At 64.6% G+C, this 23,265-nt stretch carries 23 protein-coding genes; 8 read left to right on the top strand and 15 right to left on the bottom strand.

Annotated elements, in window-relative coordinates:
• Complete coding sequence (locus VJV41_RS10000) at positions 1 to 2,292, bottom strand: CaiB/BaiF CoA-transferase family protein (RefSeq protein WP_325333178.1); 2,292 nt, start codon at positions 2,290 to 2,292, stop codon at positions 1 to 3.
• 103 nt (positions 2,293 to 2,395) lie between these two features.
• On the opposite strand from VJV41_RS10000, the gene VJV41_RS10005 reads away from it, so the two are divergent.
• Positions 2,396 to 3,205, top strand: a complete 810-nt coding sequence (locus VJV41_RS10005) for a FadR/GntR family transcriptional regulator (RefSeq protein WP_325333180.1) — start codon at positions 2,396 to 2,398, stop codon at positions 3,203 to 3,205.
• Positions 3,206 to 3,215: 10 nt separating this feature from the next.
• On the top strand, positions 3,216 to 3,938 hold the full coding sequence (locus VJV41_RS10010) for an SDR family oxidoreductase (RefSeq protein ID WP_325333181.1): 723 nt from the start codon (positions 3,216 to 3,218) through the stop codon (positions 3,936 to 3,938).
• Here VJV41_RS10010 and VJV41_RS10015 read toward each other — a convergent pair.
• Genes VJV41_RS10015 through VJV41_RS10035 form a run of 5 tightly spaced genes read right to left on the bottom strand, consistent with a single transcriptional unit; the run spans position 3,935 to position 7,328 of the window.
• A complete protein-coding gene (locus VJV41_RS10015) occupies positions 3,935 to 4,366 on the bottom strand; it encodes an OB-fold domain-containing protein (RefSeq protein ID WP_325333183.1) in 432 nt (143 codons plus the stop codon). The genes VJV41_RS10010 and VJV41_RS10015 overlap by 4 nt on opposite strands.
• Positions 4,366 to 4,791 carry a nuclear transport factor 2 family protein gene (locus VJV41_RS10020; protein ID WP_325333185.1) on the bottom strand — a complete coding sequence of 142 codons (426 nt, stop codon included), beginning with the start codon at positions 4,789 to 4,791 and terminating at the stop codon, positions 4,366 to 4,368. Before VJV41_RS10020 ends, VJV41_RS10015 begins: the two co-directional genes overlap by 1 nt.
• A complete protein-coding gene (locus tag VJV41_RS10025; protein WP_325333188.1) occupies positions 4,769 to 5,926 on the bottom strand; it encodes an amidohydrolase family protein in 1,158 nt (385 codons plus the stop codon). The genes VJV41_RS10020 and VJV41_RS10025 overlap by 23 nt, the downstream gene beginning before the upstream one ends.
• Positions 5,923 to 6,975: an amidohydrolase family protein gene (locus tag VJV41_RS10030; RefSeq protein ID WP_325333189.1), complete on the bottom strand. Its 1,053-nt coding sequence runs from the start codon at positions 6,973 to 6,975 to the stop codon at positions 5,923 to 5,925. The genes VJV41_RS10025 and VJV41_RS10030 overlap by 4 nt, the downstream gene beginning before the upstream one ends.
• Complete coding sequence (locus tag VJV41_RS10035) at positions 6,972 to 7,328, bottom strand: Rieske (2Fe-2S) protein (protein WP_325333251.1); 357 nt, start codon at positions 7,326 to 7,328, stop codon at positions 6,972 to 6,974. Before VJV41_RS10035 ends, VJV41_RS10030 begins: the two co-directional genes overlap by 4 nt.
• A gap of 90 nt (positions 7,329 to 7,418) precedes the next feature.
• Here VJV41_RS10035 and VJV41_RS10040 point away from each other — a divergent pair, with 90 nt between their 5' ends.
• Together VJV41_RS10040 and VJV41_RS10045 are read left to right on the top strand one after the other, a co-directional pair.
• On the top strand, positions 7,419 to 8,624 hold the full coding sequence (locus tag VJV41_RS10040; protein WP_414684925.1) for a cytochrome P450: 1,206 nt from the start codon (positions 7,419 to 7,421) through the stop codon (positions 8,622 to 8,624).
• Positions 8,621 to 9,778 (top strand): Zn-dependent alcohol dehydrogenase, encoded by a 1,158-nt coding sequence (locus VJV41_RS10045; RefSeq protein ID WP_325333191.1) that lies wholly within the window; start codon positions 8,621 to 8,623, stop codon positions 9,776 to 9,778. The genes VJV41_RS10040 and VJV41_RS10045 overlap by 4 nt, the downstream gene beginning before the upstream one ends.
• Before the next feature lie 106 nt (positions 9,779 to 9,884).
• Here the strand turns inward: VJV41_RS10045 and VJV41_RS10050 are convergent, their stop codons facing one another.
• Positions 9,885 to 10,949: an amidohydrolase family protein gene (locus VJV41_RS10050; RefSeq protein WP_325333193.1), complete on the bottom strand. Its 1,065-nt coding sequence runs from the start codon at positions 10,947 to 10,949 to the stop codon at positions 9,885 to 9,887.
• Between the two features lie 36 nt (positions 10,950 to 10,985).
• On the opposite strand from VJV41_RS10050, the gene fadD1 reads away from it, so the two are divergent.
• A complete protein-coding gene (fadD1, locus tag VJV41_RS10055) occupies positions 10,986 to 12,566 on the top strand; it encodes a fatty-acid--CoA ligase FadD1 (RefSeq protein WP_325333195.1) in 1,581 nt (526 codons plus the stop codon).
• 90 nt (positions 12,567 to 12,656) lie between these two features.
• Here the strand turns inward: fadD1 and VJV41_RS10060 are convergent, their stop codons facing one another.
• The 8 genes from VJV41_RS10060 to VJV41_RS10095 are packed head-to-tail and all read right to left on the bottom strand — an operon-like array spanning position 12,657 to position 19,622.
• Positions 12,657 to 14,141, bottom strand: a complete 1,485-nt coding sequence (locus tag VJV41_RS10060; RefSeq protein WP_325333197.1) for an acyl-CoA synthetase — start codon at positions 14,139 to 14,141, stop codon at positions 12,657 to 12,659.
• Between the two features lie 8 nt (positions 14,142 to 14,149).
• Positions 14,150 to 15,016, bottom strand: a complete 867-nt coding sequence (locus tag VJV41_RS10065) for an enoyl-CoA hydratase/isomerase family protein (protein WP_325333198.1) — start codon at positions 15,014 to 15,016, stop codon at positions 14,150 to 14,152.
• Between the two features lie 8 nt (positions 15,017 to 15,024).
• The gene (locus VJV41_RS10070) at positions 15,025 to 15,261 is read right to left on the bottom strand and encodes a biotin/lipoyl-containing protein (RefSeq protein ID WP_325333199.1); all 237 of its coding nucleotides are present in this window, start codon (positions 15,259 to 15,261) and stop codon (positions 15,025 to 15,027) included.
• The gene (locus tag VJV41_RS10075) at positions 15,254 to 16,252 is read right to left on the bottom strand and encodes an alpha-ketoacid dehydrogenase subunit beta (protein ID WP_325333200.1); all 999 of its coding nucleotides are present in this window, start codon (positions 16,250 to 16,252) and stop codon (positions 15,254 to 15,256) included. The genes VJV41_RS10070 and VJV41_RS10075 overlap by 8 nt, the downstream gene beginning before the upstream one ends.
• 11 nt (positions 16,253 to 16,263) lie before the next feature.
• On the bottom strand, positions 16,264 to 17,214 hold the full coding sequence (locus VJV41_RS10080; RefSeq protein ID WP_325333255.1) for a thiamine pyrophosphate-dependent dehydrogenase E1 component subunit alpha: 951 nt from the start codon (positions 17,212 to 17,214) through the stop codon (positions 16,264 to 16,266).
• 26 nt (positions 17,215 to 17,240) lie between these two features.
• Positions 17,241 to 17,561, bottom strand: a complete 321-nt coding sequence (locus VJV41_RS10085) for a hypothetical protein (RefSeq protein WP_325333202.1) — start codon at positions 17,559 to 17,561, stop codon at positions 17,241 to 17,243.
• Positions 17,562 to 17,572: 11 nt separating this feature from the next.
• Entirely contained in the window at positions 17,573 to 18,439 is an 867-nt protein-coding gene (locus VJV41_RS10090; RefSeq protein WP_325333204.1) for a mycofactocin-coupled SDR family oxidoreductase, read from the bottom strand.
• A gap of 13 nt (positions 18,440 to 18,452) precedes the next feature.
• The gene (locus VJV41_RS10095) at positions 18,453 to 19,622 is read right to left on the bottom strand and encodes a thiolase family protein (RefSeq protein WP_325333206.1); all 1,170 of its coding nucleotides are present in this window, start codon (positions 19,620 to 19,622) and stop codon (positions 18,453 to 18,455) included.
• 81 nt (positions 19,623 to 19,703) lie between these two features.
• On the opposite strand from VJV41_RS10095, the gene VJV41_RS10100 reads away from it, so the two are divergent.
• The 3 genes from VJV41_RS10100 (at position 19,704) to VJV41_RS10110 (ending at position 23,265) form a co-directional block, all read left to right on the top strand.
• Entirely contained in the window at positions 19,704 to 20,861 is a 1,158-nt protein-coding gene (locus VJV41_RS10100) for an acyl-CoA dehydrogenase family protein (protein ID WP_325333207.1), read from the top strand.
• A 122-nt stretch (positions 20,862 to 20,983) separates the two neighbouring features.
• Entirely contained in the window at positions 20,984 to 22,048 is a 1,065-nt protein-coding gene (locus VJV41_RS10105) for an acyl-CoA dehydrogenase family protein (RefSeq protein ID WP_325333208.1), read from the top strand.
• Positions 22,045 to 23,265 (top strand): CoA transferase, encoded by a 1,221-nt coding sequence (locus VJV41_RS10110; RefSeq protein ID WP_325333210.1) that lies wholly within the window; start codon positions 22,045 to 22,047, stop codon positions 23,263 to 23,265. The genes VJV41_RS10105 and VJV41_RS10110 overlap by 4 nt, the downstream gene beginning before the upstream one ends.

Here is a 23,265-nt window from a genome sequence, read left to right on the forward strand (position 1 = left end):
TCATGATCCCTTCGGGCGGGTGCCGATGACACCCTGTTCGGCGAGCTGCTCGAGTTCGGCGTCTGTTAGCCCGCACAATTCGGTAAGCACCTCGGCGTTGTGCGCCCCCAGGGTTGGCGGTGTACGAAACAACCACTTGTCAGCGCCTTCGAGCCGGGCGAACGGAGGCGTCGGGTAGAGGCCCGGACCGGTGCGCGGATGCTCGAGGCGTTCGAAGAACCCGCGATGGCCTAGCTGTGGATTCTGTGTCACCAGCGAGGGGGACACAACTATAGCCACTGGAATACCTTCGGCAGCAAGACTTTCCACGGTAGTGTTGCAATCCTGCACGCGGAGCCACTCGTCAAGGCGGGCGTGGCCGGTCAAGTCCGCCAACGCGCGCCGCTGCTCTCCGGTGCCGCCGCTGATTGCGATCCAGTTGTCGTCGCCCTGGCACTGATAGAGATCCTGCATCGCCGTGGTGTGGCCACGGTTACCCCGGCGGGAGACGATCTCTCCGAACACCTCGAATTCGATTGTCTGGATGGCGGTGACGTTCAGTACCGTCTCGATCATCGGTACTTCGACGAGCTGACCACGACCCGTGCATTCGGCGAACTCCAACGCAGCCAGGAGTGCGAACGCGGCGTGCGCGCCAGCCAGCGGATCACAGGCACCGCGTGGCGCTATCGGCGGCCCGTCGGGTAGGCCGGTCACCCAGGCCAGTCCCGCGATCTGCTCCATCGTCGGCGCGAAGCCGACGCGATCGCGCCACGGACCCGTCAATCCGAACGCCGGCATCCGCACCGCAACGAGCCTGGGATTGAGTTCGAGCAGCACGTCGCCGTCAAGCCCGAAGTGATCCATCACCCGCGGCGAGAAGTTCTCGATCACCGCGTCCGCCTGGCTCACCAGCTTCTTGAACAGCCGGATGCCGTCCTCGGATGCCAGATCCAGCGTCACAGAACGCTTGTTGGTGTTCATCGCCTGGAAAACCCAGCCGTACTCCCACCAGTCGTCGACGTCGGTGCGCATGCCGCCGGAGTAGCGGATGCCGTCGGGGCGCTGGATGGACTCGATCTTGATCACATCCGCGCCGAAGGCCGCCAACGAATGCGTCGCTGACGGCCCCGCCCAGAACGCAGTCAGGTCGATGATCCGCACGCCGGCCAAAGGTAGCGCGCTCGACGACGTGGGAGCCGCCAAGTCTCTTGGCGCCCAGACGAAGTCGCCAGCATTGCCGAGTGTGGGTGCCTCTCGAACAGGCGCCGGCGCGGCGGCCGACATCAGCCACGGCGGACGCGGCTGACGGAACCCTGCCGGGTTGCCGACGTACACACCGCGCTCGCGCAAGTGATCCATCTGCGGGATGGTCGAACCGTTGCCCAGCGGAGCGATCGGCAACCGGAACAGTTGGCCCAGTTCGACGATCTCGTCGACCGTGCGTTCGCGCATCCAGGGGTCGGTCCGCTCCCGTATCCAGTCGCGGTAATCCCATCGTCCGATCTGAAATCGCAGATCGGGAATCTCGGTGAATTCCGGACAGTCCACCATCGCAGCGAAGTCCAGCCACTGCTGCCCCGTCACCATGCTGATGCCGACGTAGCCGTCCTTGGCGGGCTCGATCGAGGGCACCTCCACGGAGCGCTTGATCGGAGGAACCTGGAGCAGCTGCGAGTGCAGCCATTCACTGCTCTGCATCAACGTGATCGCCTCGAGCATCGACATGTCGAGGTGCCCGCCTGGGCCACCATGGCGCACCCGGCGACGCAGGGCCAGTGCCCCGTACGCCGCGAAAGCGCCGCCCATGTACTCCCCCAATTCCCCGCCGATCGAAATTGGCGGGCCCTGCGGATCGCCCCGGAATCCAGTCAATCCCGACCACGCCTGCAACGTGAACTCGGTTGCGGCGCGTTCTGACCACGGTCCGGTCCAGCCGAAGTCGGAGATGGTGACCACCACGCAGTGCGGCGAAATGTCGAGCAGCCGCTCAAGATCGATGCCGCGGGCGTTCGCCGATTCGTGCGTCCCGGTCACGATCACGACGTCGGCACGGGTGATCAGCTCGTCGGAAAGTGTTGTCACGCTGCGCTTTCCGGCGTTGAGATAGCTGAACAACGGCGCATCGGCGCCGCTGATCGGCGCCGCACCCGTGACGGTGAAACGGCGCAACGGGTCTCCGGTGACCGGCTCCACCTTCACCACATCGGCACCGGCGTCGACGAATAGCTTGCCGCAATACCCGCCGGCGATCCGATCGCTGATCTCGACGACGCGCAGATCACTCAGCGGGGTAGGTGCTACGGCGCTCACCCGCACGTCCTCCTGGAGGGTTTTTTGCCATATTAGTTACTTTTGACAGATACGGGACAGTGCAGCGCAAATGCACCGCTTTCACTGTTAATATTGCTAAGACATGACAACACTGGGAATTGGGCCCGAGGCACGGCGTCGGTTGTCGGCGCGCCGCACGGCCGAGATTGTGGCCGACGAGCTTCGGCGCCAAATCATCGACGGCGAGCTGTCCGACGGCGATCTGCTGCCGCGCCAAGAGGTGCTCGTCGAGCAATTCAACGTCAGCCTGGTGTCGCTGCGGGAAGCCTTGCGAATTCTTGAAACCGAGGGTCTGGTGTCCGTGCGCCGCGGCAACCGCGGTGGCGCCGTTGTACATGCGCCCGCGAAAGCCAGCGCGGCCTACATGCTCGGGCTGTTGCTGCAAAGCGACTATGTGCCGTTGGCCGATCTCGGGACCGCATTGCAGGAGCTGGATCCGATGTGCGCGGCGCTGGCCGCCAAGCGTCCCGACCGTGGCGAAACGCTGGTTCCCAAGCTCAAGGAACTCAACGAAGCGATGGCCGAACACATCGAGGACGGCGCCCGGTTCACCGAAATCGGCGGCCAATTTCACGACGAAATTGTGCGCGGCTGCGGCAACCACACAATGATCGCGGTGGTCGGCAGCCTGGAAACGCTGTGGAGCAGCCACCTGCAGTGGTGGGCCGACGAGACCGCGGCCAGAGGCGAATACCCATCGATAGGCAAGCGCCGTATCGCGCTCGGCGTACACAACAAGATCGCCGACGCTATCGAAGCCGGCGATGCCGACCGTGCCCGCAAATTGTCGGCGCGCCATCTCGCCGACACCCAAACATTCTTCCTTGCAGCCGATCCCGAGCAGCGGATCGTGGCTCTCTCGCCGCAAGCGTTGGCGCGGCGCCAGCGCTGAAGGGTCCGGCGTGCGAACGGCGTTGGTCACCGGCGGCAGCGGGGGCATCGGAAAGGCCTGCGGGGCCAAGCTGGTTGAGCTCGGCTATGACGTCATCCTCACCGCAAGGCGTGAAGAACCATTGCGTGCCGCCGCCGAACAGATGGGCGCGCGGTATGTCGTCGCCGACGCAACCGACCCGGAAAGGTTCGAGCCGGCCGTACAAGCGGCCGGTGAGATCGACTTGCTCGTCCATGCCGCGGGCGTCCTAGGCGGAACGTACGCGCGCAAACAGACTTTCGAGCAGTGGCGGGCGACGATATCGGCGAATCTGGACTCGTGTTTCATAGTGACATCGGCGGCCCTACCCAGAATGAAGGCGGGTTCGCGAATCGTGTTCATCTCGTCGTCGGCGGCCCACGAACCGATGCGGGCACGCACGGCCTACTCGGCGTCGAAAGCAGGCATGAACGCGTTCGCGCTGGCGCTGGCTCAGGAGGTCGACCGCGACGGGATCAACGTTCACATCGTCACGCCCGGACCGGTGGAAACCGAGATGCTGCAGGATGTGCCGTTCGAGATGTACGCGATACGCGCAGCTGACGTTGCCGAAGCCGTCGCCTGGTTGGACACAGTCGATCCGTCGGTTGACGTGCCGGAGATCAGGCTGCACGCCGTCACGCGGGGCCCGTCGGCGCGTCAACCGGTCGTGCCGCTCGAGGTGGAGCGCCGTATCCCGAAGCGGACGCATTAGGCGCGGCGGGGTCGAAACTGCGGCAATGCGAACTCTTCTCGCTGTTCGAACACGACCTCCATCGGAAGTCCGCAACAGAGTTCGTCCGGGTCGGCTTCGACGATGTTCGTCAAGATCTTCACCCCCGGTGCATCGTCGAGCTCCGTCAGGCCGATGATCATCGGCACGGCGTCGACAAAGCCCGGATGAAATGGCTGGTGCAGGATCGTGAACGCGAACAATGTCCCGCGGCCGCTGACCTCGACGGCGACCGGGTCGCCGACGTCGTCGCCGGGACCGCCCGGCACCTCCGGCACCGGGCTCGGCGGATGCTGCAGGATGTCGGTGCCCTCGAAGCCCTGGACCGCCAGCTTGCCCGCTTTGGCGTAGTCCCAATAGAACTGGGTGACCGGGTCGGGTATCGGCACCGGACGAACGTTGAGTTCCATTACTGCCCTTCGTTATCGGTCAGGTGGACCTGCGACTCCATATGGTGGACGATCCGGTATTGCTCGTCGCGGCGAATGAGCACCCAGGTGATCCAACTGGTCCCGGTGTGCTCGAAGTTCGATTCCCGGCCGGTCAGCCGCCACCGGCTGAGCAGCACCGCGCGCACGACGGCATCGTCGACCACATCGAACGCGTGCAGTGTCGACGACACGGATGCCATCTTCACTCTGCTCGCGACGCGCGCCCAATGCCGATCAAGCTCGTCGTTGCCGATCAGTGGTACCGCGTATTCGTCACCGACGTAGATTGGCCGCGGGTCGTCACGCTCCCAAAGATCCGCCAGCCCAGCGAAATCCAGGCTCGACCAACACTTGTCGTATGCCCGGACCAAGTCGGACACGTCAGGCGCTGGCTGGCTGTTCACCCGGGAGCGCCTTGACCGTCGAGGGCAGGCCGTACAACGCAGTGGCGTTGCCCCGCATGATCCGCTCACGCTGGTCGGCCGGGAAACGCCTTATCGCCCAGTCGGGCGAGTCGTAACTCCAGTGCGGATAATCCGTGGAGAACATCAGGTTGTCGCCAAGATCCATCATTTCCAGGTATTCCCGGTACATTCCGACGTTGACATCCTCCAGCGGCTGCGTGGTGAACCGCACATGCTCGCGGACGTACTCCGACGGCTTGCGGCGCACATGGGGCAGATCGCCCTTTCGCTGCTCCCAGATCCGGTCCATTCGCCAGATCACCGGCATCGCCCAGGTGAAGCCGCCCTCGACGAACACGACTCGTAGCCCGGGGTGCCGGTCGAATGCGCCGTCGAACACCAGGCTCATCAGATGCGACACGTACAACAGCGGCCACGACGCGAAGAAGTCATGCCAGTGCGCCGGGTTGCCCACCGGGTAGAGCGGTATCAACTCGAACGGCGTCTGGCTCATCAGGTGGGTGGCAACCGGAAGGCCGTGGCGGGCAGCGGCTTCGTACAGCGGATCGAAATGCGGGCTGCCGAACGGGATTCCCCGCGTCTGGGGCGTCATCAGGACCTCGGCCATGAACGGGTGACCGGCCCAGCGTTCGATCTCTCGCGCGGCAGCGTGCGGATCCTGCGCGGTGACGCTGATCGCGCCCCGCCAGCGCCCGTGCCAGTTGTTATCCCCGAGCCACACGTCGGCCAGCCAGTCGTTGTGGGTGGCCTTGAGAATGTGTTCGGCCTGCGGCAGCTGTGCATCGCACATGGGCTCGAGCATTGCGATGCTCACTCCGGCGTCGATCAGCAATTGCTTCGCCGCGAAATCGGGATCGCTGCCCGCGACTCCCCCTCCCGGCGGGGCCGCGTCGACCCGAAGTGACATGGTCTTGTAGGAGTCCGGCGTGTCGTAGAAGTGCGGCACCGGCGAGACCGCATTGCCCGTCGGCCAGAGCTTGTCCTTCCATTCGGCCGGCGCGTATGACTTGAGCACCTCGGCCGATACCGGCAACGGATGCACGTCGGTGTCGACGATCGTCACCGCGATGTCCTGCGCGACGGAGTCGTTTGTACGTTCTTCTACAGTCGTCATGCGAGACTTCCTTCGGTTGCCGCTACCCCGTAGAGGTCACTTGCATTGCGCCACAACACCTTTTCCCGCTGTGCATCATTGAGCCCCGCGGCCACGTCGTCAGGCTGAGACGTCGCCCAGTGCGGGTAACTTGAGCCGTACATGAGCAGATCGGCCTTGTCGGTGAAATCCAGCCACCGCTCAGCGTGGCTCGTGTCGGTCGGCCCGTCGAACGCCGACGAGCAGAACCGTACGTGATCGCGCAGGTATTCACTGGGATAGCGGTCGACCCAAGGGGTTTGGTCCCGCATCGACATCCAGAACGTGTCGAGCCGCCACATCAGCGGGGTGAGGATGTCGTAGCCGCCGTCGGTGAAGACAAACCGCAGACCGGGAATCCGCCCGAGTGTTCCCTCGATGATCAGCGTGGCCAGGTGCACGAACGAGTTCAGCGGCATGAACGCCGCATATCCGGGGTAGGTATACGCGTGACCCGCGAACGTCGGCGCGTGATCGACGCCGTTGCCGCCGTTGATATGCGCCGCGACCGGCAGGCCGTGGGTGGCCGCCGCTTCCCAGATCGGATCGAACATCGGCTTGCCGTAGGGCTCCCGCGACTGCAGCGGGATGCCGACCTGAACCATCTTCGGATGCTCGGCCAGCCGCTCGATCTCCGCGACCGCTCCCCTGACGTCCTCGGGGTTGACCCGAATCGTGCCGAGGAACCTGCCCGTGTCGTCGGGTTCCAGCCAGCGATCGAGCAGCCAGTCGTTGACCGCAGCACAGATGCGGCTGTTGAGCAGGTAGTCGGCGATGTTGCCACGGGTCAACGGATTGAGGATCGCGTAGTCGACCCCGCCTTCGGTGAACAGATGCCTGTAGACGGTGTCCGGGTCGGAGCCCGGGTAGTGATCGCCGTAGAGGTCCTGGCGGTAATCCCCGCCGGGCGCCTGGTACCACTGCTGCTCGACATCCGGAATGGACCGCAGCTTGTGGGCAGAGGATAGATATCGACGGATCTCCGCGTTGTAGCGGAAATGCGGCTGGACGTTCGCGTCGATGACAGTCATGCCGTGAGGTACACCTGCCCGTCGGTGACATCAACCTCATAGGTGCGCACCCGCTTTCGCGGATCGGCGAGGTTCACCCCGGTCGTGATGTCGAACTCCCAGTTATGCCACGGGCATCGCGCGATCCGTCCCTCGCGCACTCGACGCAGCTGATCGGGCATCTCGGGAGCGAATTCGTTGGTGCCGACGACATAACCCGCACACAGCGGAGCCCCCTCGTGCAAGCAGTAGTTCGCGATCGCATACAGCGAGCCGTCGATGTTGTAGACACCCACGCCGAACTTGCCCGCCTCTACCAGTTTCATACTCCCCGGAGGCAGATCCTCGATCGCACACACGGGCCGACGCTGCATCATGTCCCTTCGGTTTCCTTGACCTAGAATACCTAAAATAGTAAAGATAGGGAGACAGCGCCGCTAGACGCGGCTGCCCGGGAGGCACACGTGACGATCAGCGCCGATTCGCACGACCAGCCGCGCGCCCCAGACCTGGTAGCCGATCCCTACGCGTTCTTCGAATACATGCGCAAGACCGAACCGGTGTGGCGCGGCACGATAATGGACACCTCCATGTCGCCGCCCGAGATGCTGCCGGTCGAGGAATGGACGCTGTTCGACTTCATCAGCGTGTTCGCGGCCTTCCGCGATGACGAAGTGTTCGGTTCGGAGCAATACAACAACACGATCGGCCTGGTCTTCGGCCCGACGATTCTGGGCATGCACGGCAAACAGCACCACGATCATCGAAGCCTGATCTCAAAGGCCTTCCGACAGAGCGCGCTGGAGCGGTGGGAACCGGCGGTGATCGATCCGATCTGTGACCACCTGGTGGACGACATCAAAGACGACGGCGCCGCCGACCTGATCACCGCCATCACACTCGAATTCCCTACCCGTGTCACCGCTGAACTGTTGGGACTGCCGGAGGAAGACCTCGACCTGTTCCGGCGGTTGTCCTTCGATCTGATCTCGATATACATCGACATCGAGGCGGGGTTGAACGCATCCGTCGAACTGCAGACCTATTTCCAGCAGCAGGTCGATCAGCGGCGCAGCAAGATGACCAACGACGTCATCGGCGATCTGGTCGGCGCCGAGATCGACGGTGAAAAGCTCACTGACGAGGCGATCATCTCGTTCCTGCGGCTGCTTCTGCCTGCGGGACTGGAGACCACCTTCCGGTCGTCGAGCAATCTGCTCTATCTGCTGTTGACGCACCCCGATCAGTTGGCGGCACTCCAGCGCAACCGTGACTTGATCCCGGCAGCGATCGAAGAAGGCATCCGGTACGAGACGCCGCTCGTCAGCGTCCCGCGCACCACCACCCGACCCGTGGAGATCAACGGCGTGCACATCGGAGAGGGCTCGCAGGTCAACCTGTGCATGGGCTCGGCCAACCGGGACGAAGCACGGTGGCCCAACGCCGACACCTTCGACATCCACCGGGCCCGGCGCGCGCACGTCTCGTTCGCAGGCGGCATTCACAGTTGCCTCGGCATGCACCTGGCCAGGGTCGAAACGCGGGCAATGCTGAACAGCCTTTTCGATCGCGTGACCGACTTACAGCTGGTGCCCGATGCGGACGCCAAGATCGTCGGCATGCCATTCCGCTCGCCCAAGACTCTCCCCGTCACCTTCCGCCCGGTATGAGAAGCCGCGCCGCGATCCTGCACGACGTGGGGGGACCGTGGTCGGTCGAGGATTTCGAACTGGATCCACCACACACCGGCGAGGTTCTTGTCGAGATGGCCGCCGCCGGCCTGTGCCACTCCGACGACCACATCCTCAAGGGCGACATGTCTGTCTCCAACGAGATCGCCCGCGAGTATGGCCTGATCCCGATGTTTCCGATGATCGGCGGCCACGAAGGGGCGGGGACTGTCGTCGAGATCGGCGACGGCGTAACCGAATTCGTGTCAGGCGACCATGTCGTGATGTCGTTCGTCGCGGTTTGCGGGCACTGCCGCTGGTGCGCGTCCGGCATGGAGTACCTCTGCGATGAGGGTGCAGCGACGATGGCGCCGGGTATGCCGACGGATCACACATTCCGTCATCACACCGCCGACGGCACGCCGCTGGGGCACCTGTCCAAAGTCGGCGCTTTCGCGAAACACACTGTGGTGTCCCAACACTCGATCGTGAAGATCGAGCCGCACCTGCCACTGGTGCCGAGCACATTGCTCTCGTGCGCCATCCCGACTGGTTACGGGTCGGCGGTCAACCGAGCCAATGTCCGCGGCGGCGATACAGTCGTGGTCATCGGCGCGGGCGGGATCGGCACCGCGGCCATCCAGGGGGCGCGCATCAACGGCGCGGCGCAGATCATCGCGGTCGACCCCGTCGAGTTCAAGCAGAAGGCGGCCCTGACGTTCGGCGCGACCCATAGCGTCGCCACCGTCTCCGACGCCACCGATCTGGTCCGCGATCTGACCTACGGTGTGATGGCCGACAGCGTGATCGTCGCCCCTTCGTTGATCGCAGGGGATGACGTCAATTCATATCTGAAGCTGACGCGCAAGGGCGGTACCTGCGTACTCACCGGAATGACCGCGCAGACAACGCTTTCGGCGAAGATCGCGCTGCAGGATTTCATCCTGTGGAACAAGAACCTGGTCGGCACCGTGTTCGGATCGTGTAATCCGAGGGCGGATATCGCCAGGCTGGCGCGGTTGTATCAGACGGGTCAGCTGCAACTCGACGAGATGATCACCATGCGGTACCGGCTCGACGACATCAACGCGGCTTACGACGACCTGCTCGACGGCAAGCTGATCCGCGGCGTCATCGACTTCGGGCTCAGTTGAGCGTGTAGAAGCGCTCTACTGCTTCGAGACTGCAGTTATCGAGGAAAAGTGCGAGTGACCAGCACACTAACTACAGTCTCGGCGATGCGGCGGGTCTGGCTACATCTCAGTTGAGTGTGTAGAAGCGCTGGGCGTTGAGACCGCCGATCTTCTCGCGGGTTTCCTCGCTGATGTCCGGCCGGGTACGCAGGTGCTTTGTGCTCTCCGGCCATTCGCCGTCCCAGTGCGGGTAGTCGCTGGCGAACATGATGAAGTCGTCGCCAAGGACGTCGATGACTCCGGGCAGGATCGGCTCCTCCGGTTCGCAGGTGGTCCAGATGTTGCCGGCTTGAAGGTACTCCTGCGGATCGCGTTTCCAGCCGTTCTCGATCCAGTCGCCGCGCTTCTCGAAGTGCTCGTGCAGGCGGTCGATGAAGAACGGCACCCAGCCGACGCCGGCCTCCAGGAATGCGACGCGTAAGCCAGGATGCCGGTCGAACACGCCTCCCGATATCAGCGCGGTCATCGCGGTCATCTGGTCGAACGGAAAGCTGATGCAGTGCACCTGAATGTAATTGGTGAAGCGGTCGACGCCGACCTTCGGAAGATGCATGCCGGGCGCGCCGTGAATGCCGAGCGGCATGTCCAGTTCGACTGCGGCGGCGTAGAACCGGTCGAGGTCGGGGTGATCCAGGTTGCGGGTCTTCAGCGCCGGCGGGATATGGGTGGCCACCAGCCCGAGGTCGTTGGCCTCGCTCATGACGTCGATCGCGACCTCGCCGTGCTCGATCGGGGTCACCGCGATACCGCGCAGCCGTCCGTTCGACTCCGCGCAGTAGTCCGCGATCCACTGGTTGTAGAGCCGCGCAAACCCCGCGGCGAATTCGGGATCTTCGAGGGTAGGCGCACATAGGCCGAGACTCGGGTAGAGCACCATGGTGTCGATGTGATCGCGGTCGGCATCGCCCAGCACGCCCTGCGCGGACGAGTAGTCGATGCCATCCGCCGTGGACAGGCCCTGCTCGCGGGGACAGCCGGCGCCCGGGCCGTCGGCTTCGGGATAGTTGCGGCCTTCGATCACCAAGGCTCGGCCGTCGGCGCGCGGCGTGATGTGTTCGGGCCAGCGCTGCATCGCCTCAATCGCCAGCGACGCTCCCTCGGCGACGTGTCCGTCGGCATCGATGATCCGCATGCATCACCTCACTGGCTGTTTGCTAAAAATAGCAGGATGCCGAGCGAGACCATCCAGCAACTGCTTCGAGAACGCGCAACATCTGACGATGTTGCCGTGAAGTACGGCGACCAGCAATGGACGTGGCGTGAGCACCTGCGCGACGCGTCCGCGCGCGCCGCCGCGCTGCTGACGATCGTCGACCGCGACCGGCCCGTCCACGTCGGCGTGCTGCTGGGCAACACACCCGAGTTCTTGAATCAGATGGCGGCGGCCGGCCTCGGCGGATATGTGCTGTGCGGGCTCAACACCACCAGGCGCGGTGCCGCCTTGGCCGTCGACGTCCGGAAGGCCGATTGCCAGATCGTGTTAACCGATGCGGAGCACCGGGTGCTTCTGGACGGAATCGACTTGGCCGGCGTGCAGGTGTTCGACACCTCCACCGAAGAGTGGGCGCGCTTCGTGGAATCGGCGGGCGCATTAACGCCCTACCGCGAGGTCGAGGCGCTCGACCCCTACATGCTGATCTTCACCTCCGGCACCAGCGGAGACCCGAAGGCGGTCAAGGTATCGCACTTCATGGTCCTGATGTCGGGTGCGAATCTGGTGCAGAAATTCGACGTCACTGCCGCCGACACCTGCTACCTGTCGATGCCGCTGTTCCATTCCAACGCGTTGGTGGCGGGCTGGGGGGTGGCAATCGCGACAGGTGCGGCGATGGCTCCCGCGAAGTTCTCGGCGTCGAAATTCTTGGACGACATCCGCCGCTACGGCGCCACCTATATGAACTACGTCGGCAAGCCGCTCGCCTATATCCTGGCCACCCCCGAACGTCCCGACGACGCCGACAATTCGCTGCGCGTCGCATTCGGCAACGAGGCCAGCGACCGTGACATCGAGGAGTTCCAGCGGCGGTTCGACACGTTGGTGTGGGATGGTTTCGGCTCCAGCGAGAACGCCGTCATCATCACCCGTGAGCCCGGAACGCCGAAAGGGTCACTCGGCAAAGGCTTTCCGGGTGTGGCGATCTACAACCCGGACACCTTGACCGAGTGTCCGGTTGCCCGCTTCGACGCGGACGGAGCGCTGATCAACGCCGACGAAGCGGTCGGCGAGCTGGTCAACACGTCCGGAACCGGTTTCTTCACCGGCTACTACAACGCCGAGGACGCGACCGCCGAACGCATGCGGCACGGAATGTACTGGTCGGGAGATCTGGCGTACCGCGACACCGACGGCTGGATCTACCTGGCAGGCCGCACCGCCGACTGGATGCGTGTAGACGGCGAGAATCTCGCGGCGGCCCCGATCGAACGCATCCTCGTCCGCCTGCCCGACATCAACCGGGTCGCTGTCTATGCGGTGCCCGACGAGAACGTGGGTGACCAGATCATGGCCGCAGTGGTGCTCAACGAGGGATCGAAGCTGAATCCCGAGGGCTTCGAGTCGTTCCTGGCCGCGCAATCGGATCTGTCACCGAAGGCCTGGCCACGATACGTCCGCATCACCGCTGACCTGCCAACCACTGCGACGCACAAAGTGCTCAAGCGCGAACTTGCCGCGCAAGGGCCGACTGCAGGCGATGGCGAGCTATGGATGCGCGAACCGCGCGGCACAACGTACGTCCGGGCCAGCTAGCGCCGAACGTTCCGTACCGCTCGAAAATCCGCCCGGAACTCGTGCGGTAAGGAACGTTCGCGCGCACAGTCAGAGGATTCGCGCGCACAGTCAGAGGATTCGTGACGTCCGACCCTGCCAGTAGCGCTCGCGGATGCGCCGCTTATAGAGCTTGCCGTTCGGGTCGCGCGGCAGCTCGGAATCGAAATCGACTGAGCGCGGACACTTGTACGACGCGAGGTGAGCCCGGCAGTACTCGATGAGCTCCGCCTCTAGTTCGGGCCCGGCCGTGACGCCCTCCTCGGGCTGCACGACGGCCTTCACCTCTTCACCGAATTCCTCGTTCGGAACCCCGAACACCGCGGCGTCGACGAGCTTGGGATGCATGACGAGAAGGTTCTCCGCCTCCTGCGGGTAGATGTTCACCCCACCGGCGACGATCATGAACGTCGACCGGTCCGTGAGATACAGGTAGCCGTCGTCGTCGACATAACCCATGTCGCCCAGCGATCGCCAACCGTGTTCATTGGACACCGACGCAGTCTTCTCGGGATCCTTGAAGTACTCGAAGGGCGGTCCGCCTTCGAAGTAGAGCTCCCCCGACTCGCCGACCGTAAGCTCAGAGCCATCCTCGCCCACCACGTGCATCGGCGTGAACGGCTTGCCGACCGAGCCGGGATGGGCGAGCCATTCCTGCGGGTCGATGGTCGTACCCGCGAAACCCTCTGTGCCACCGTAATACTCGTAGATGATAGGGCCGAACCACTCCATCATGCGATGTTTGACGTCGACGGGACAGGGGGCGGCCGCATGGATAACGTACTCCAGGCTCGAGACGTCATAGGAGCGGCGAACCACGTCGGGCAGCTTGAGCATCCGCACGAACATCGTCGGCACGAACTGCGCGTGTGTGACCCGGTACGTCTCGATGTGACGCAGTACCGCCTCGGCGTCGAACTTGCGCATCAGGATGGCGGCCGCGCCGACGCGATGAACCGCCATCGCGTAGTTGACGCCCGCCGCGTGATACAGCGGTGCCGGGGACAGATACACGCTCTCCGACGTCATGCCGTAGCGCTGCGTCAGCGTGTACTCCAGCACCTTTTGTGCCCACGAGCCGTTGCCGTCAGTCGGCAGCGGCCGGCGAACGGCCTTGGGCTTGCCGGTGGTGCCGGACGAGTACAGCATCTCGGATCCGTCCGAAATCGGCGGCGCCCCGCCTGCGCCGGCAAGTGCGTCCTCGTATGGGTGCCAAACGCCGGCGATATCGATGTGGAGATCACCGCCTGCATCGACGAACACCGCCTTGGCTTCGGAGTCGTCGACCACATAGGCCACTTCGTCGGGCGTGAAGTGGGTGTTGATCGCGCTGTAGTACAAGCCGGAAAGCTGGCAGCCCCAAGTGATTTCCAAGAACTCAGGGCGGTTCGGTAGCACCAGTGCCACGCCGTCGCCACGCCGCAGCCCCGCCTCGTGCAGCAGGGCGGCCACCCGTTGGCTCCTTGCGTACAGCTCTCCGTACGAAATCGTGGCGCCATCCGCGACGATCAGGGCCGGGGAGTCTGCGGCCCCGGCCGCGTGGTCGGCAATGTTCAACGGGTCCCCTACGTCGCCGCTGCGCCGTCCTTGGATGCGGCGGCCTGCCGTTCGGCCATCTCCGACGGCAGGATCTTGTCGGCGAACACCCTCTGAATCAGGGCCTGCACATCCGAGCTGAGCGAAGCGAGTGCGACGAGATCGTTGGAGCTCTGCCAGTGCACCCGCATGCCCATCAGCTCCCAGGCCCGCTTGAGGTTCGCCTTGGTGGCCAACAGTGTCGTCAGCGGAGCCTGGGCGATGTGGCGGGCGATCGCGTCGACACGTGCGTCGAGGTCCTCAAGCGGGACCACCTCGTTCACGAGGCCGACCTCCAAGGCCTTCTTGGCGTCGATCACCTGGGCGGTGAATAGGTAGTAGGCGGCGCGGCGCCAGTTCATGAAAACCCACGGCTCGATCGAGCACTCTCCAGACGGCATGCCGAACCCTTGCAGCGGCGGATAGGAGAAGTAGGCATCCTCCGAGGCGATCACGATGTCGGTGATCAGCCCGTAGTGAGTGCCGCCGCCGACGCAGTAGCCGTGGATCTGCGAGACCGTCGGTTTCGAGAACTCCCACAGGTTCAGAATCGGCTTGACGAACAGATCGGTCTGCGGCTTCCACGGCGTGCCAGTGGCTTTGAAGCCCTCGACGAACTCCGGGTAGTCCACCGAGTTGTTGCCGATCGCATGTCCTGAGCAGAAGCCCTTCCCGTTGGCCTTCAGGACAAGCACCTTGATGTCGTAGTCGCGGTCCGCGTCCCGCAGCGCGTCGTCGATCTCCTCGACCTGCTTCTGATCCTGGGCATTGGCCTTCTCAGGCCAGTTGAGCGTGATCTTCGCGATGGGGCCCTGCTTTTCGAAGATGATCCGTTCACGGGTCTCGTTGAGATCCATACTCTCTCCTAGGTTTTGATGACGCCGATCTCGACGCCGATGTCGTATGTGGTGCCGACTTCGCCGGTCCATTGGACGGTGCCCGATGCACCGGCCTCGATTTCCTGTTCCACCTTTTCCGTTGCGATCACGTAGATCGGCATGCCCTCCTCGACGTGCTGGCCGTCCGCCACGAGCAACTGGACAAGCTCGGCTTCGGACACGGCCACCGAGACTCGGGGGATGCGAATGAGGAAGTCACCCACGGGCGCCCGCCTTTTCGAGCGTCCGCTGGACGGCGGCGACGACGCGCGCCGACGTCGGGTAGATCTGAGCCTCGAGCGCGGCGGCCGCAGGGGTCGGGACGAACCGTGCGCCGACGCGCTCGATGGGCGCGGCAAGCTCGCCGAAGCACTCCGCATGCAGTGTCGCCACGATTTCGGCTCCCGGACCGGCGAATTGGACCGCATCGTGCACTACCACGGCCCGGCGGGTACGTCGAACCGATTCGACGATGGTGTCGATGTCCAGCGGTACGAGTGTGCGTAGATCTACGACTTCGGCGTTCACTCCCTGTTCCTGCAGGGCGACAGCGGCGGCGAGCGATTCGAGCACGCTGCGCCCGTAGCTGATGATGGTGATGTCGGATCCCGGGCGCTTGATGTCCGCCCGACCGAGTGGGATAGAGAAGCCGGGATCGGTTGGCACCAAGCCCTTTTGACCCTGCAGCCGGATCGTCTCCACGAAAAGACAAGGATCCTCGTCGAATATCGCCGATGTCAGCAGGCCCTTCCCATCGCGCGGCGTGGACGGCACGATCACCTTCATCCCGGGAATGTGCATGAACCAGGCCTCGAGCGTCTGCGAATGCGTTGCGCCGGTTGCCAGCCCGCCGTATACCTGAGTGCGAACCGTGATCGGTGCCGTCGTCCGGCCCGCCGTCATGAACCTCAGCTTGGCCGCGTTGTTGATCAACTGGTCGGCCGCGATGCCGATGAAGTCCATGATCATGATCTCGGCCACCGGCAGCAGGCCGTCGATCGCCGCACCGATCGCGGCGCCGACGATCGCTGCCTCCGAGATCGGGGTGTCCAAAACGCGGTCGTGACCGTACTTTGTCGACAGCCCCGCCGTCGGGCCCGACGCGCCGGGGTCGGCGATGTCCTCACCGAGCAGGAACACCCGGTCGTCGGCTTCCATCGCCTGATCGAGCGCGAGGTTCAGCGCCTCGCGCATCGACATCTCTTTGTCGTCCATGCTCGTCGTCCTCAGACCGGGTAGGAGATCGGGGTCGCGTACACGTCTCGGTCGAGTTCCTCGATCGACGGGGCCTCGGCACTCAGAACCGTCTTCAGCGCCGACTCAACTGAGATGAGCGCACCTTCGTCGATCCGGTTCAGCTCGTCGTCGGTGCACACGCCGGTGTCGACGAGATGCCGGCGGAACCGCGGCACCGGGTCGGCCGCCATCGCTTCTGCTAGTTGCTCTTTCGGGATATACGGCATGCGATCGCCGAAGTAGTGGCCGCGGAAGCGGAACGTCACGCATTCGATGAAGGTGGGGCCATCACCGCGGCGAGCGCGGGCCAACGCCTCGTCCAGCGCCGCCGCGATGGCAAGCGGGTCGTTGCCGTCGACGTGTACACCCGGCATGCCGTAACCCGAAGCCCGGTCGGCGACCTGCTCGAGCTTCATCGTGTCGGTGGTGGGTGTCATCTCCGCATACATGTTGTTCTGGCACATGAAGACAACGGGCAGATCCCACAGCGCGGCCATGTTCGCCGCCTCGTGGAAGGAGCCGGTGTTCGTCGCGCCGTCGCCGAAGCTGACCACCGTGACGCGGTCGAGGCCCTTTCGCTTGGCCGCCATCGCCAGTCCGACGGCTACCGGTGGTCCTGCGCCGACGATCCCGGTCGAGAGCATCACACCCACCTCGGGTTTGGCGATGTGCATGGTGCCGCCTTTGCCGCGGCTCGCGCCGATGGTGCGGCCCATCATCTCGCCGTAAATCTCTTTCAGTGGAACGCCTTTGCCGATCAGATCGTGCAGACCGCGGTAGGTTGTCACCAACTGGTCGTCGTCTCGGAGGGAGACGCCCATCGCCGCGGCGATCGCCTCCTGGCCGCGCGAGGGCCAGTACACGCACATGAACTCGCCGGTGCTGATGCCCTTGGAGAGGCGATCGTCGGCCGCCTTCATCAGCACCATCAGCGCATACATGCGCCGCTGAATCTTGGCCGACGGTGTCACGATCCGTACGAACCGATCTCGCGGTACACGCGGGGAATCGGCCTTGGCTCCATGGCAAGGTTCTCGAGACCCGTCATATTGCCGCTCGTGCCGAGCTCGCCCAGCCGCTGCACGGCCGCATCGAGGTCGTCGCAGTCAAGCTCGTAGATGGCGATGAAGGGGCCGTTCCCGTCGATCGGCGCGAAGCGGCGGGCGGATACGATCCCGTCCACCGACACGATCTGCGCCAAATGCGTGTCGTTGTACCACTTGTGGTACACGTCTTCCTTGTCCGGCGAGACCGGCATCGTCTCTACGTACATGATTCCCTTGGGCATTTCACGCTCCCCTATACGCCCGACCACGGTTTGATCTTCAGGTAGCCACCCGCGTCGACCCGGAGTTGCTGCCCGGTGACGTACCTGGCGGCGTCGCTGGCGAGGAACAGCACGGCCTCGCTGATGTCTTCGGGCTCCACGTAGGGAATCGGCATCCCCTGAATAAGGGGGAACACGACTTCGGCGTCTTCGCGGGTCGGATTCTGCAGATCCGGGCGGAACGCGCGATACATGGGCGGGCTGTGCAGCATGTCGGTGTTGACGTTCGTCGGATGGACCGCATTCACCCGGATCTGCTCCGGAGCCAAAGTCCGGGCGAGATCGTTGACATAGTGTGCGACAACCTGTTTGGCGAACGCATACCCCGCACCGCCCGGTCCACCATCCATCCCGCTGGTGTTGACCGCCGTCGCCATGAAGGCGGCCACCGATCCCGTCGCGATGATCGAGGCGCCTGCGTGCAGGTGTTTCATGCTGGCGTGAATGAGGTTCATCACGCCGACCAAGTCCACGTCGACCGCGTCGACGAACGCCTGCGGCGGAAGGCCGGCGGTCATCGGGCAGATGCCGGCATTGGCGACCACGATGTCGAGCTGGCCGAACTCGGCGACACCGCGATCGATCGCGGCGGACAGCGACGCACGGTCACGAACGTCGGCGATCTCGGTGTACGCGCGCTGGCCCTCCTTCTCGACGAGCCTGGCTGTCTCGTCGAGATCCTCGGGCCGTGCGAGCGGATAATCGTTGGTCTCGATGTCGGCGCAGATGTCGACCGCGATGATGTCGGCGCCCTCGGCCGCCAGCAGTCGCGCATGTGAGCGACCTTGACCTCGTGCGGCTCCGCTGACCAGCGCTACCTTGCCCGCTACCCTGCCCATCGCCGGTCCTTCCTCAGACTGTCAACACCAATGCGCCGCACTGCGGGCCGAAGCCATTCGCGACGGCCGCGACCTGCGCACCAGGTACCTGGCGCTGGCCGCATTCCCCACGCAACTGCGCCACCCCCTCGGCCAGGAAACCCAGGCCGTGCAACCGACCCTCGGCGAGCTGGCCGCCGCTGGTGTTCAGCGGAAGCGAACCGCCCGGCCCGATCGTCTTGCCGCCGTCCACCCAGTCGCCGAATTCTCCGATCCCGCAAAAGCCCATCGCCTCCACCCACGCCATCGCGAGGTGGGTGAACCCGTCGTAGAGTTCCGCGACGTCGACCTCTGCCGCGGTCACCGACGAGCGCTTCCACATGGTGTCGGCACATGGCCGCGTACCGCCGAACAGGAAGTCGTCACCGTAGGTGAAATCGGGTTTCCAGCCGGTCCCCATCGCGATGGCGTCAATCCATACCGGTTTCTTCCGCGTGTCCGCTGCCCGCTCGGCGGTGGTGATGACGACGGCGCAGGCGCCCGTGACTGGATAGTCGCAGTCGAGTAGCCGCAGCGGCTCGGAGACGTAGCGCGAGCCGAGGTAGTCGTCCATGCTGAGCGTGTCTTGCATGACCGCGCGCTCGTTGAGCGACGACCACCGTCGCCCGTTCAGCGAAATCCAGCCGTAGTCTTCCTCTTTCGTGCCGAGTGTGGCCATCCGCCGCTGTTTCTTCATCCCCATGACCGGGATGATGCCGCCGGCCGCACCGTACGGGAACTCCCACTGCCAGGGCCCCGCCGCCTTGGGCAATGCCCGCCCGCTCATCTGACCCCACTCGCGGGTCACCGAGCGCACGACCAACGCGACGTCGCACGCTCCGGACAGCACGGCCATGTGCGCGCCCATGGCCGCGGCGAGACCGGACGGACCACGGGGCGTGTAGTCGCCGTAGACCACCATGTTCTCGATGCCGACCAGCCGGGCGATATCCATGGCCTGCTCGTCGCCGGCGTACTCGAACACCGCGTCGACATCCCGGATCGCAAGACCGGCGTCGGCGATCGCCGCCCGCGACGCCTCTACCGCAAGCGGCCGTCCGTCAATGCCCTTATCTCGGAGGATCTTCGAGTAGCCGACGCCCACGATGGCTGATTTGCCCGGGGTGCGCGCCATCAAAAGCCCATCCACGAAGTTGTGCGGCAACAGTGCCAACTCTAGCTTCCAGACTAGCTATACCTATTAAAATAGAAAAGAAACCATTCTAACCGCGCCTGACAGGACACCGTGGATTTCTCATACCCGCCGGAGGTGGAGCAGTTCCGCAAGGAGCTGCGCGCATGGTTGTCCGCGAATCTGACTGACGAGGTGGTGTCAGCGGGGCGCCGCCGCGGTCGTGATCCCGATACATTTCAGGCGCTGCGTGCGTGGGACGCCACGCTGGCCGACGCTGGGTGGGGTGCGGTGTCGTGGCCGCACGAGTACGGCGGCCGCGGGGCCACGGTGCTCGAGCAGCTCGTCTATGCGGAGGAAACGACGCGTGCGCGAGCGCCGGTGCCGCTCAACGTGATCGGCATGAACAACATCGCACCGGCGATCATGCAGTACGGAACCGACGCCCAGAAGCGCGAGCTGCTTCCCCGCATGGTGCGCGCCGACGAGATCTGGTGTCAGGGCATGTCGGAGCCGGAAGCCGGTTCTGACCTCGCCTCTCTGCGCACCCGCGCGGTGCGCGACGGCGGCGAATACGTGGTCAACGGCCAAAAGATCTGGACGTCGTTGGGACATCGCGCCGATTGGTGTCAGCTATATGTGCGCACCGATCCGGACGCTCCCAAGCACAAGGGCATCTCATGTCTGATCGTCGATATGGCGCTGCCTGGCATCGAGGCGCGTCCGCTGGTCACACTCAACGGCGATGCCGACTTCGCCGAGGTGTTCTTCAACGACGTCCGGGTGCCCGCCGACTCGCTGCTGGGGCCGCTGAACGGAGGATGGCAGGTGGCCACCACCACGCTGAGCCACGAGCGCGCCGGGGCGGCCCGGCTGTATGCGCAGCTAGACGTCCAATTACGAGATCTCGTGGCCGACCTGGCGGATTGCACGGTCGACGGACACCCGGTGCTGGAGGACACTGCGACGTTGCGCCGGCTCGGCGAGGTGGCGGTGCGCATCAAGTACCTCGAGGTGCTCTGCCAGCGCTCGATCTCGGCGACGTTGCACGGGGACGACGCGCTCGGATCGGCCAGCCTGGCCAAGAGCGTGTGGGCCGAAGTCGGCCAGGAGCTTGCCGTCCTGGCGTTCGACGTGCTCGGCCCCCTCGGTGGATACCGACGATGGTCGGATCGTCGGCTGACGTCGCGCTCTCTGACCATCGCAGGCGGGACGACCCAGATCAACAAGAGCGTTACCGCGACGCGAGTGCTTGGGCTGCCGCGGCGATGAGCGCTCGCGTGAAGAGCAGAGGGCACCGATGAGCGCTCGCGCGAAGAGCAGAGGGCACCGATGAGCGCTCGCGCGAAGAGGGGGCACCGCCCGCCCGAAGGGCAGGGGGACAGAGGGCACCGATGAACCTCGAACTCACCGACGAGCAGCTGGCACTGCGGGACACCGTGCGGCGCTATCTCGCTGAAAAAGCAAGTGTGACAACGTATGTACGGCCAATGCTCGATGATCCGACCGGTAACACGGACGAGGTGTGGGCCGGGTTGGCCGCTCTGGGCGCCATCGGCGTACTCGTACCGCAGGAGTACGGCGGATCGGGTATGACCATGGTCGAGGCGGGGGTCGCCGCCGAAGAACTCGGTGCCGCGCTTTACCCGGGGCCTTGGCTGTCGAGCGCGGTGGCCGCGACGCGCGCGCTGACACGTTTGGCTGCGGGAGCCGGTTCCCTGTTGAGAGGCATCGCCGACGGCTCCACGATCGCCACTATCGGCCCGCTCAGTGGCGCACGCCCCGTCGTCGACGATGGTGTTCTACGCGGCGAGATTTCGGCGCTGCCGGACGCGGCCGCGGCCGATGTTCTGCTCGTGCTGGGCGAAGGCGGCGGCACTGCCGGCCTTTTTGCCGTCGATGCGAAGGCCGACGGGGTGTCGCTCACGCAGCGGACGCATGTGGATCCGACGCGCAAGCTGTTCGATGTCGGTTTTGACGGTGTGGACGTTCAGCGCCTGGCGTCCTCGTCGCCGGATGACGTTCAGGCGCTCGTGGACGACGTGCTGATCGCCGGGGCGGCCGATGCGTTGGGTGCCGCGAACACCGTGATGAACCTTGCCGTCGACTACGCCAAGGTGCGACGGCAGTTCGACCAGCCCATCGGGAGCTTTCAGGCCGTCCAGCATCTCTGCGTCGACATGTACGAGACAGTCGAACTCGCCCGCAGCGGGGTGCTGCATGCGCTGTGGGCGGCGGACGCGGCACCTCCCGCGGAACGCCACCTGGCGGCGGTGCGCGCCAAGGCTTTCGCGGGGGAACTGGCGACCGTCGCGGACACCGCCATCCAGGTGTTCGGCGGCATCGGCTACACCTGGGAGCACGACGCGCATCTCTATCTCAAGCGCCTGCTCGGCTGGAGCGCCTTTCTCGGCGGCTCCGACAGATATCTACAAGAAGTCGGAAGGGCGTTGCAATGACACAGGTGCTGCGTGGAGTTCGCGTCGCCGAGCTGGCGTCGTGGACGTATGTGCCGTCTGCGGGTGCGGCGCTTGCAGATTGGGGCGCCGACGTCATCAAGGTGGAGGACGTCAAGGGCGGCGACCCAGGTCGCGCACTGGTGATCGGTGGCTTCACTCGGGAAAACGCACGCGCCGATGTCGACTTCATTCTCGAGTTGGGCAACCGCGGCAAGCGCAGCATCGCGATCGACATCAAGTCCGACACCGGCCGCGAGTACTTCGGCCGTCTGCTGGCCACCGCGGACGTCTTCCTGACCAACTGGCTTCCCGCCCCGTTGGAGCGTGCGCGGCTGACGGTCGAGGATATTCGCTCGTTCAACCCGAACATCATCATCGCTCGCGGCACCGCCACCGGAGTCCGTGGGCCCGATGCCAACAAAGGCGGATTCGACGCCGCTACATACCTTTCACGCGGCGGGGTGGCCTACACCCTCACCCCCTTCGGCGCAGAGACTCCCGCTGTGCAAGGGCCGGGATTCGGCGATCTGCAAGGAGGAATCACACTGGCCGGTGGTGTCTGCGCCGCGCTCTTTCACCGTGAACGCACAGGAGAACCGTCCATCGTCGATTCATCGTTACTGGCCCAAGCGATGTGGACCATTGCCCCGTCGATCTCGGTGGCCGATCTGTTCGACATCGACGGCATTCCTGGTGCGCCGCCGGGTCTGGCGATCAACCCACTGGTCAACCGCTACAAGACGCGCGACGGGCGTTGGCTGCAGTTGGTCTTCCTGCAACCAGATCGGTTCTGGGCCGGCTTCTGCGAGCGGATAGGCCTGCCGGAGCTCGCAACGGACGAACGCTTCGTGCCGTCGAGCCATCTGATTGCCAACGCCGCCGAGGCGTGCGCGCTCGTCGGCGAGGCTATCGCCGGACAGGACCTCGAGCATTGGCGTAAGGCTCTGGAAGACGAACCCGGCGTGTGGGCCGCGTTGGCGACGCCGAAGGAGACCCTGAACGACCCACAGGTCGAGCCGAACGGATACACGATCGCCAATGTTGATGACAAGGGCGTCATGTACCAGATCGTCGCAGCACCAGTGCAATTCGACGAGACACCGCCGGCGCCCGCACGTGCTCCTGAACATGGACAACACACCGAAGAGATTCTGTTGGAGCTCGAACTCGACTGGGACGACATCTCGGCGGCCAAGGACAACGGCGCGATCCTATAG

The sequence above is a fragment of the Mycobacterium sp. genome (assembly GCF_035274705.1).
Lineage (GTDB): Bacteria > Actinomycetota > Actinomycetes > Mycobacteriales > Mycobacteriaceae > Mycobacterium.

Excerpts from the sequence above, each read along its gene's own strand:
- VJV41_RS10005 (WP_325333180.1), top strand. The coding sequence starts at position 2,396 with ATGACAACACTGGGAATTGGGCCCGAGGCACGGCGTCGGTTGTCGGCG.
- VJV41_RS10015 (WP_325333183.1), bottom strand. The coding sequence starts at position 4,366 with ATGGAACTCAACGTTCGTCCGGTGCCGATACCCGACCCGGTCACCCAG.
- VJV41_RS10025 (WP_325333188.1), bottom strand. The coding sequence starts at position 5,926 with ATGACGACTGTAGAAGAACGTACAAACGACTCCGTCGCGCAGGACATC.
- VJV41_RS10030 (WP_325333189.1), bottom strand. The coding sequence starts at position 6,975 with ATGACTGTCATCGACGCGAACGTCCAGCCGCATTTCCGCTACAACGCG.
- VJV41_RS10035 (WP_325333251.1), bottom strand. The coding sequence starts at position 7,328 with ATGCAGCGTCGGCCCGTGTGTGCGATCGAGGATCTGCCTCCGGGGAGT.
- VJV41_RS10045 (WP_325333191.1), top strand. The coding sequence starts at position 8,621 with ATGAGAAGCCGCGCCGCGATCCTGCACGACGTGGGGGGACCGTGGTCG.
- VJV41_RS10050 (WP_325333193.1), bottom strand. The coding sequence starts at position 10,949 with ATGCGGATCATCGATGCCGACGGACACGTCGCCGAGGGAGCGTCGCTG.
- fadD1 (WP_325333195.1), top strand. The coding sequence starts at position 10,986 with ATGCCGAGCGAGACCATCCAGCAACTGCTTCGAGAACGCGCAACATCT.
- VJV41_RS10065 (WP_325333198.1), bottom strand. The coding sequence starts at position 15,016 with ATGGATCTCAACGAGACCCGTGAACGGATCATCTTCGAAAAGCAGGGC.
- VJV41_RS10075 (WP_325333200.1), bottom strand. The coding sequence starts at position 16,252 with ATGGACGACAAAGAGATGTCGATGCGCGAGGCGCTGAACCTCGCGCTC.
- VJV41_RS10080 (WP_325333255.1), bottom strand. The coding sequence starts at position 17,214 with ATGTATGCGCTGATGGTGCTGATGAAGGCGGCCGACGATCGCCTCTCC.
- VJV41_RS10085 (WP_325333202.1), bottom strand. The coding sequence starts at position 17,561 with ATGCCCAAGGGAATCATGTACGTAGAGACGATGCCGGTCTCGCCGGAC.
- VJV41_RS10090 (WP_325333204.1), bottom strand. The coding sequence starts at position 18,439 with ATGGGCAGGGTAGCGGGCAAGGTAGCGCTGGTCAGCGGAGCCGCACGA.
- VJV41_RS10105 (WP_325333208.1), top strand. The coding sequence starts at position 20,984 with ATGAACCTCGAACTCACCGACGAGCAGCTGGCACTGCGGGACACCGTG.
- VJV41_RS10110 (WP_325333210.1), top strand. The coding sequence starts at position 22,045 with ATGACACAGGTGCTGCGTGGAGTTCGCGTCGCCGAGCTGGCGTCGTGG.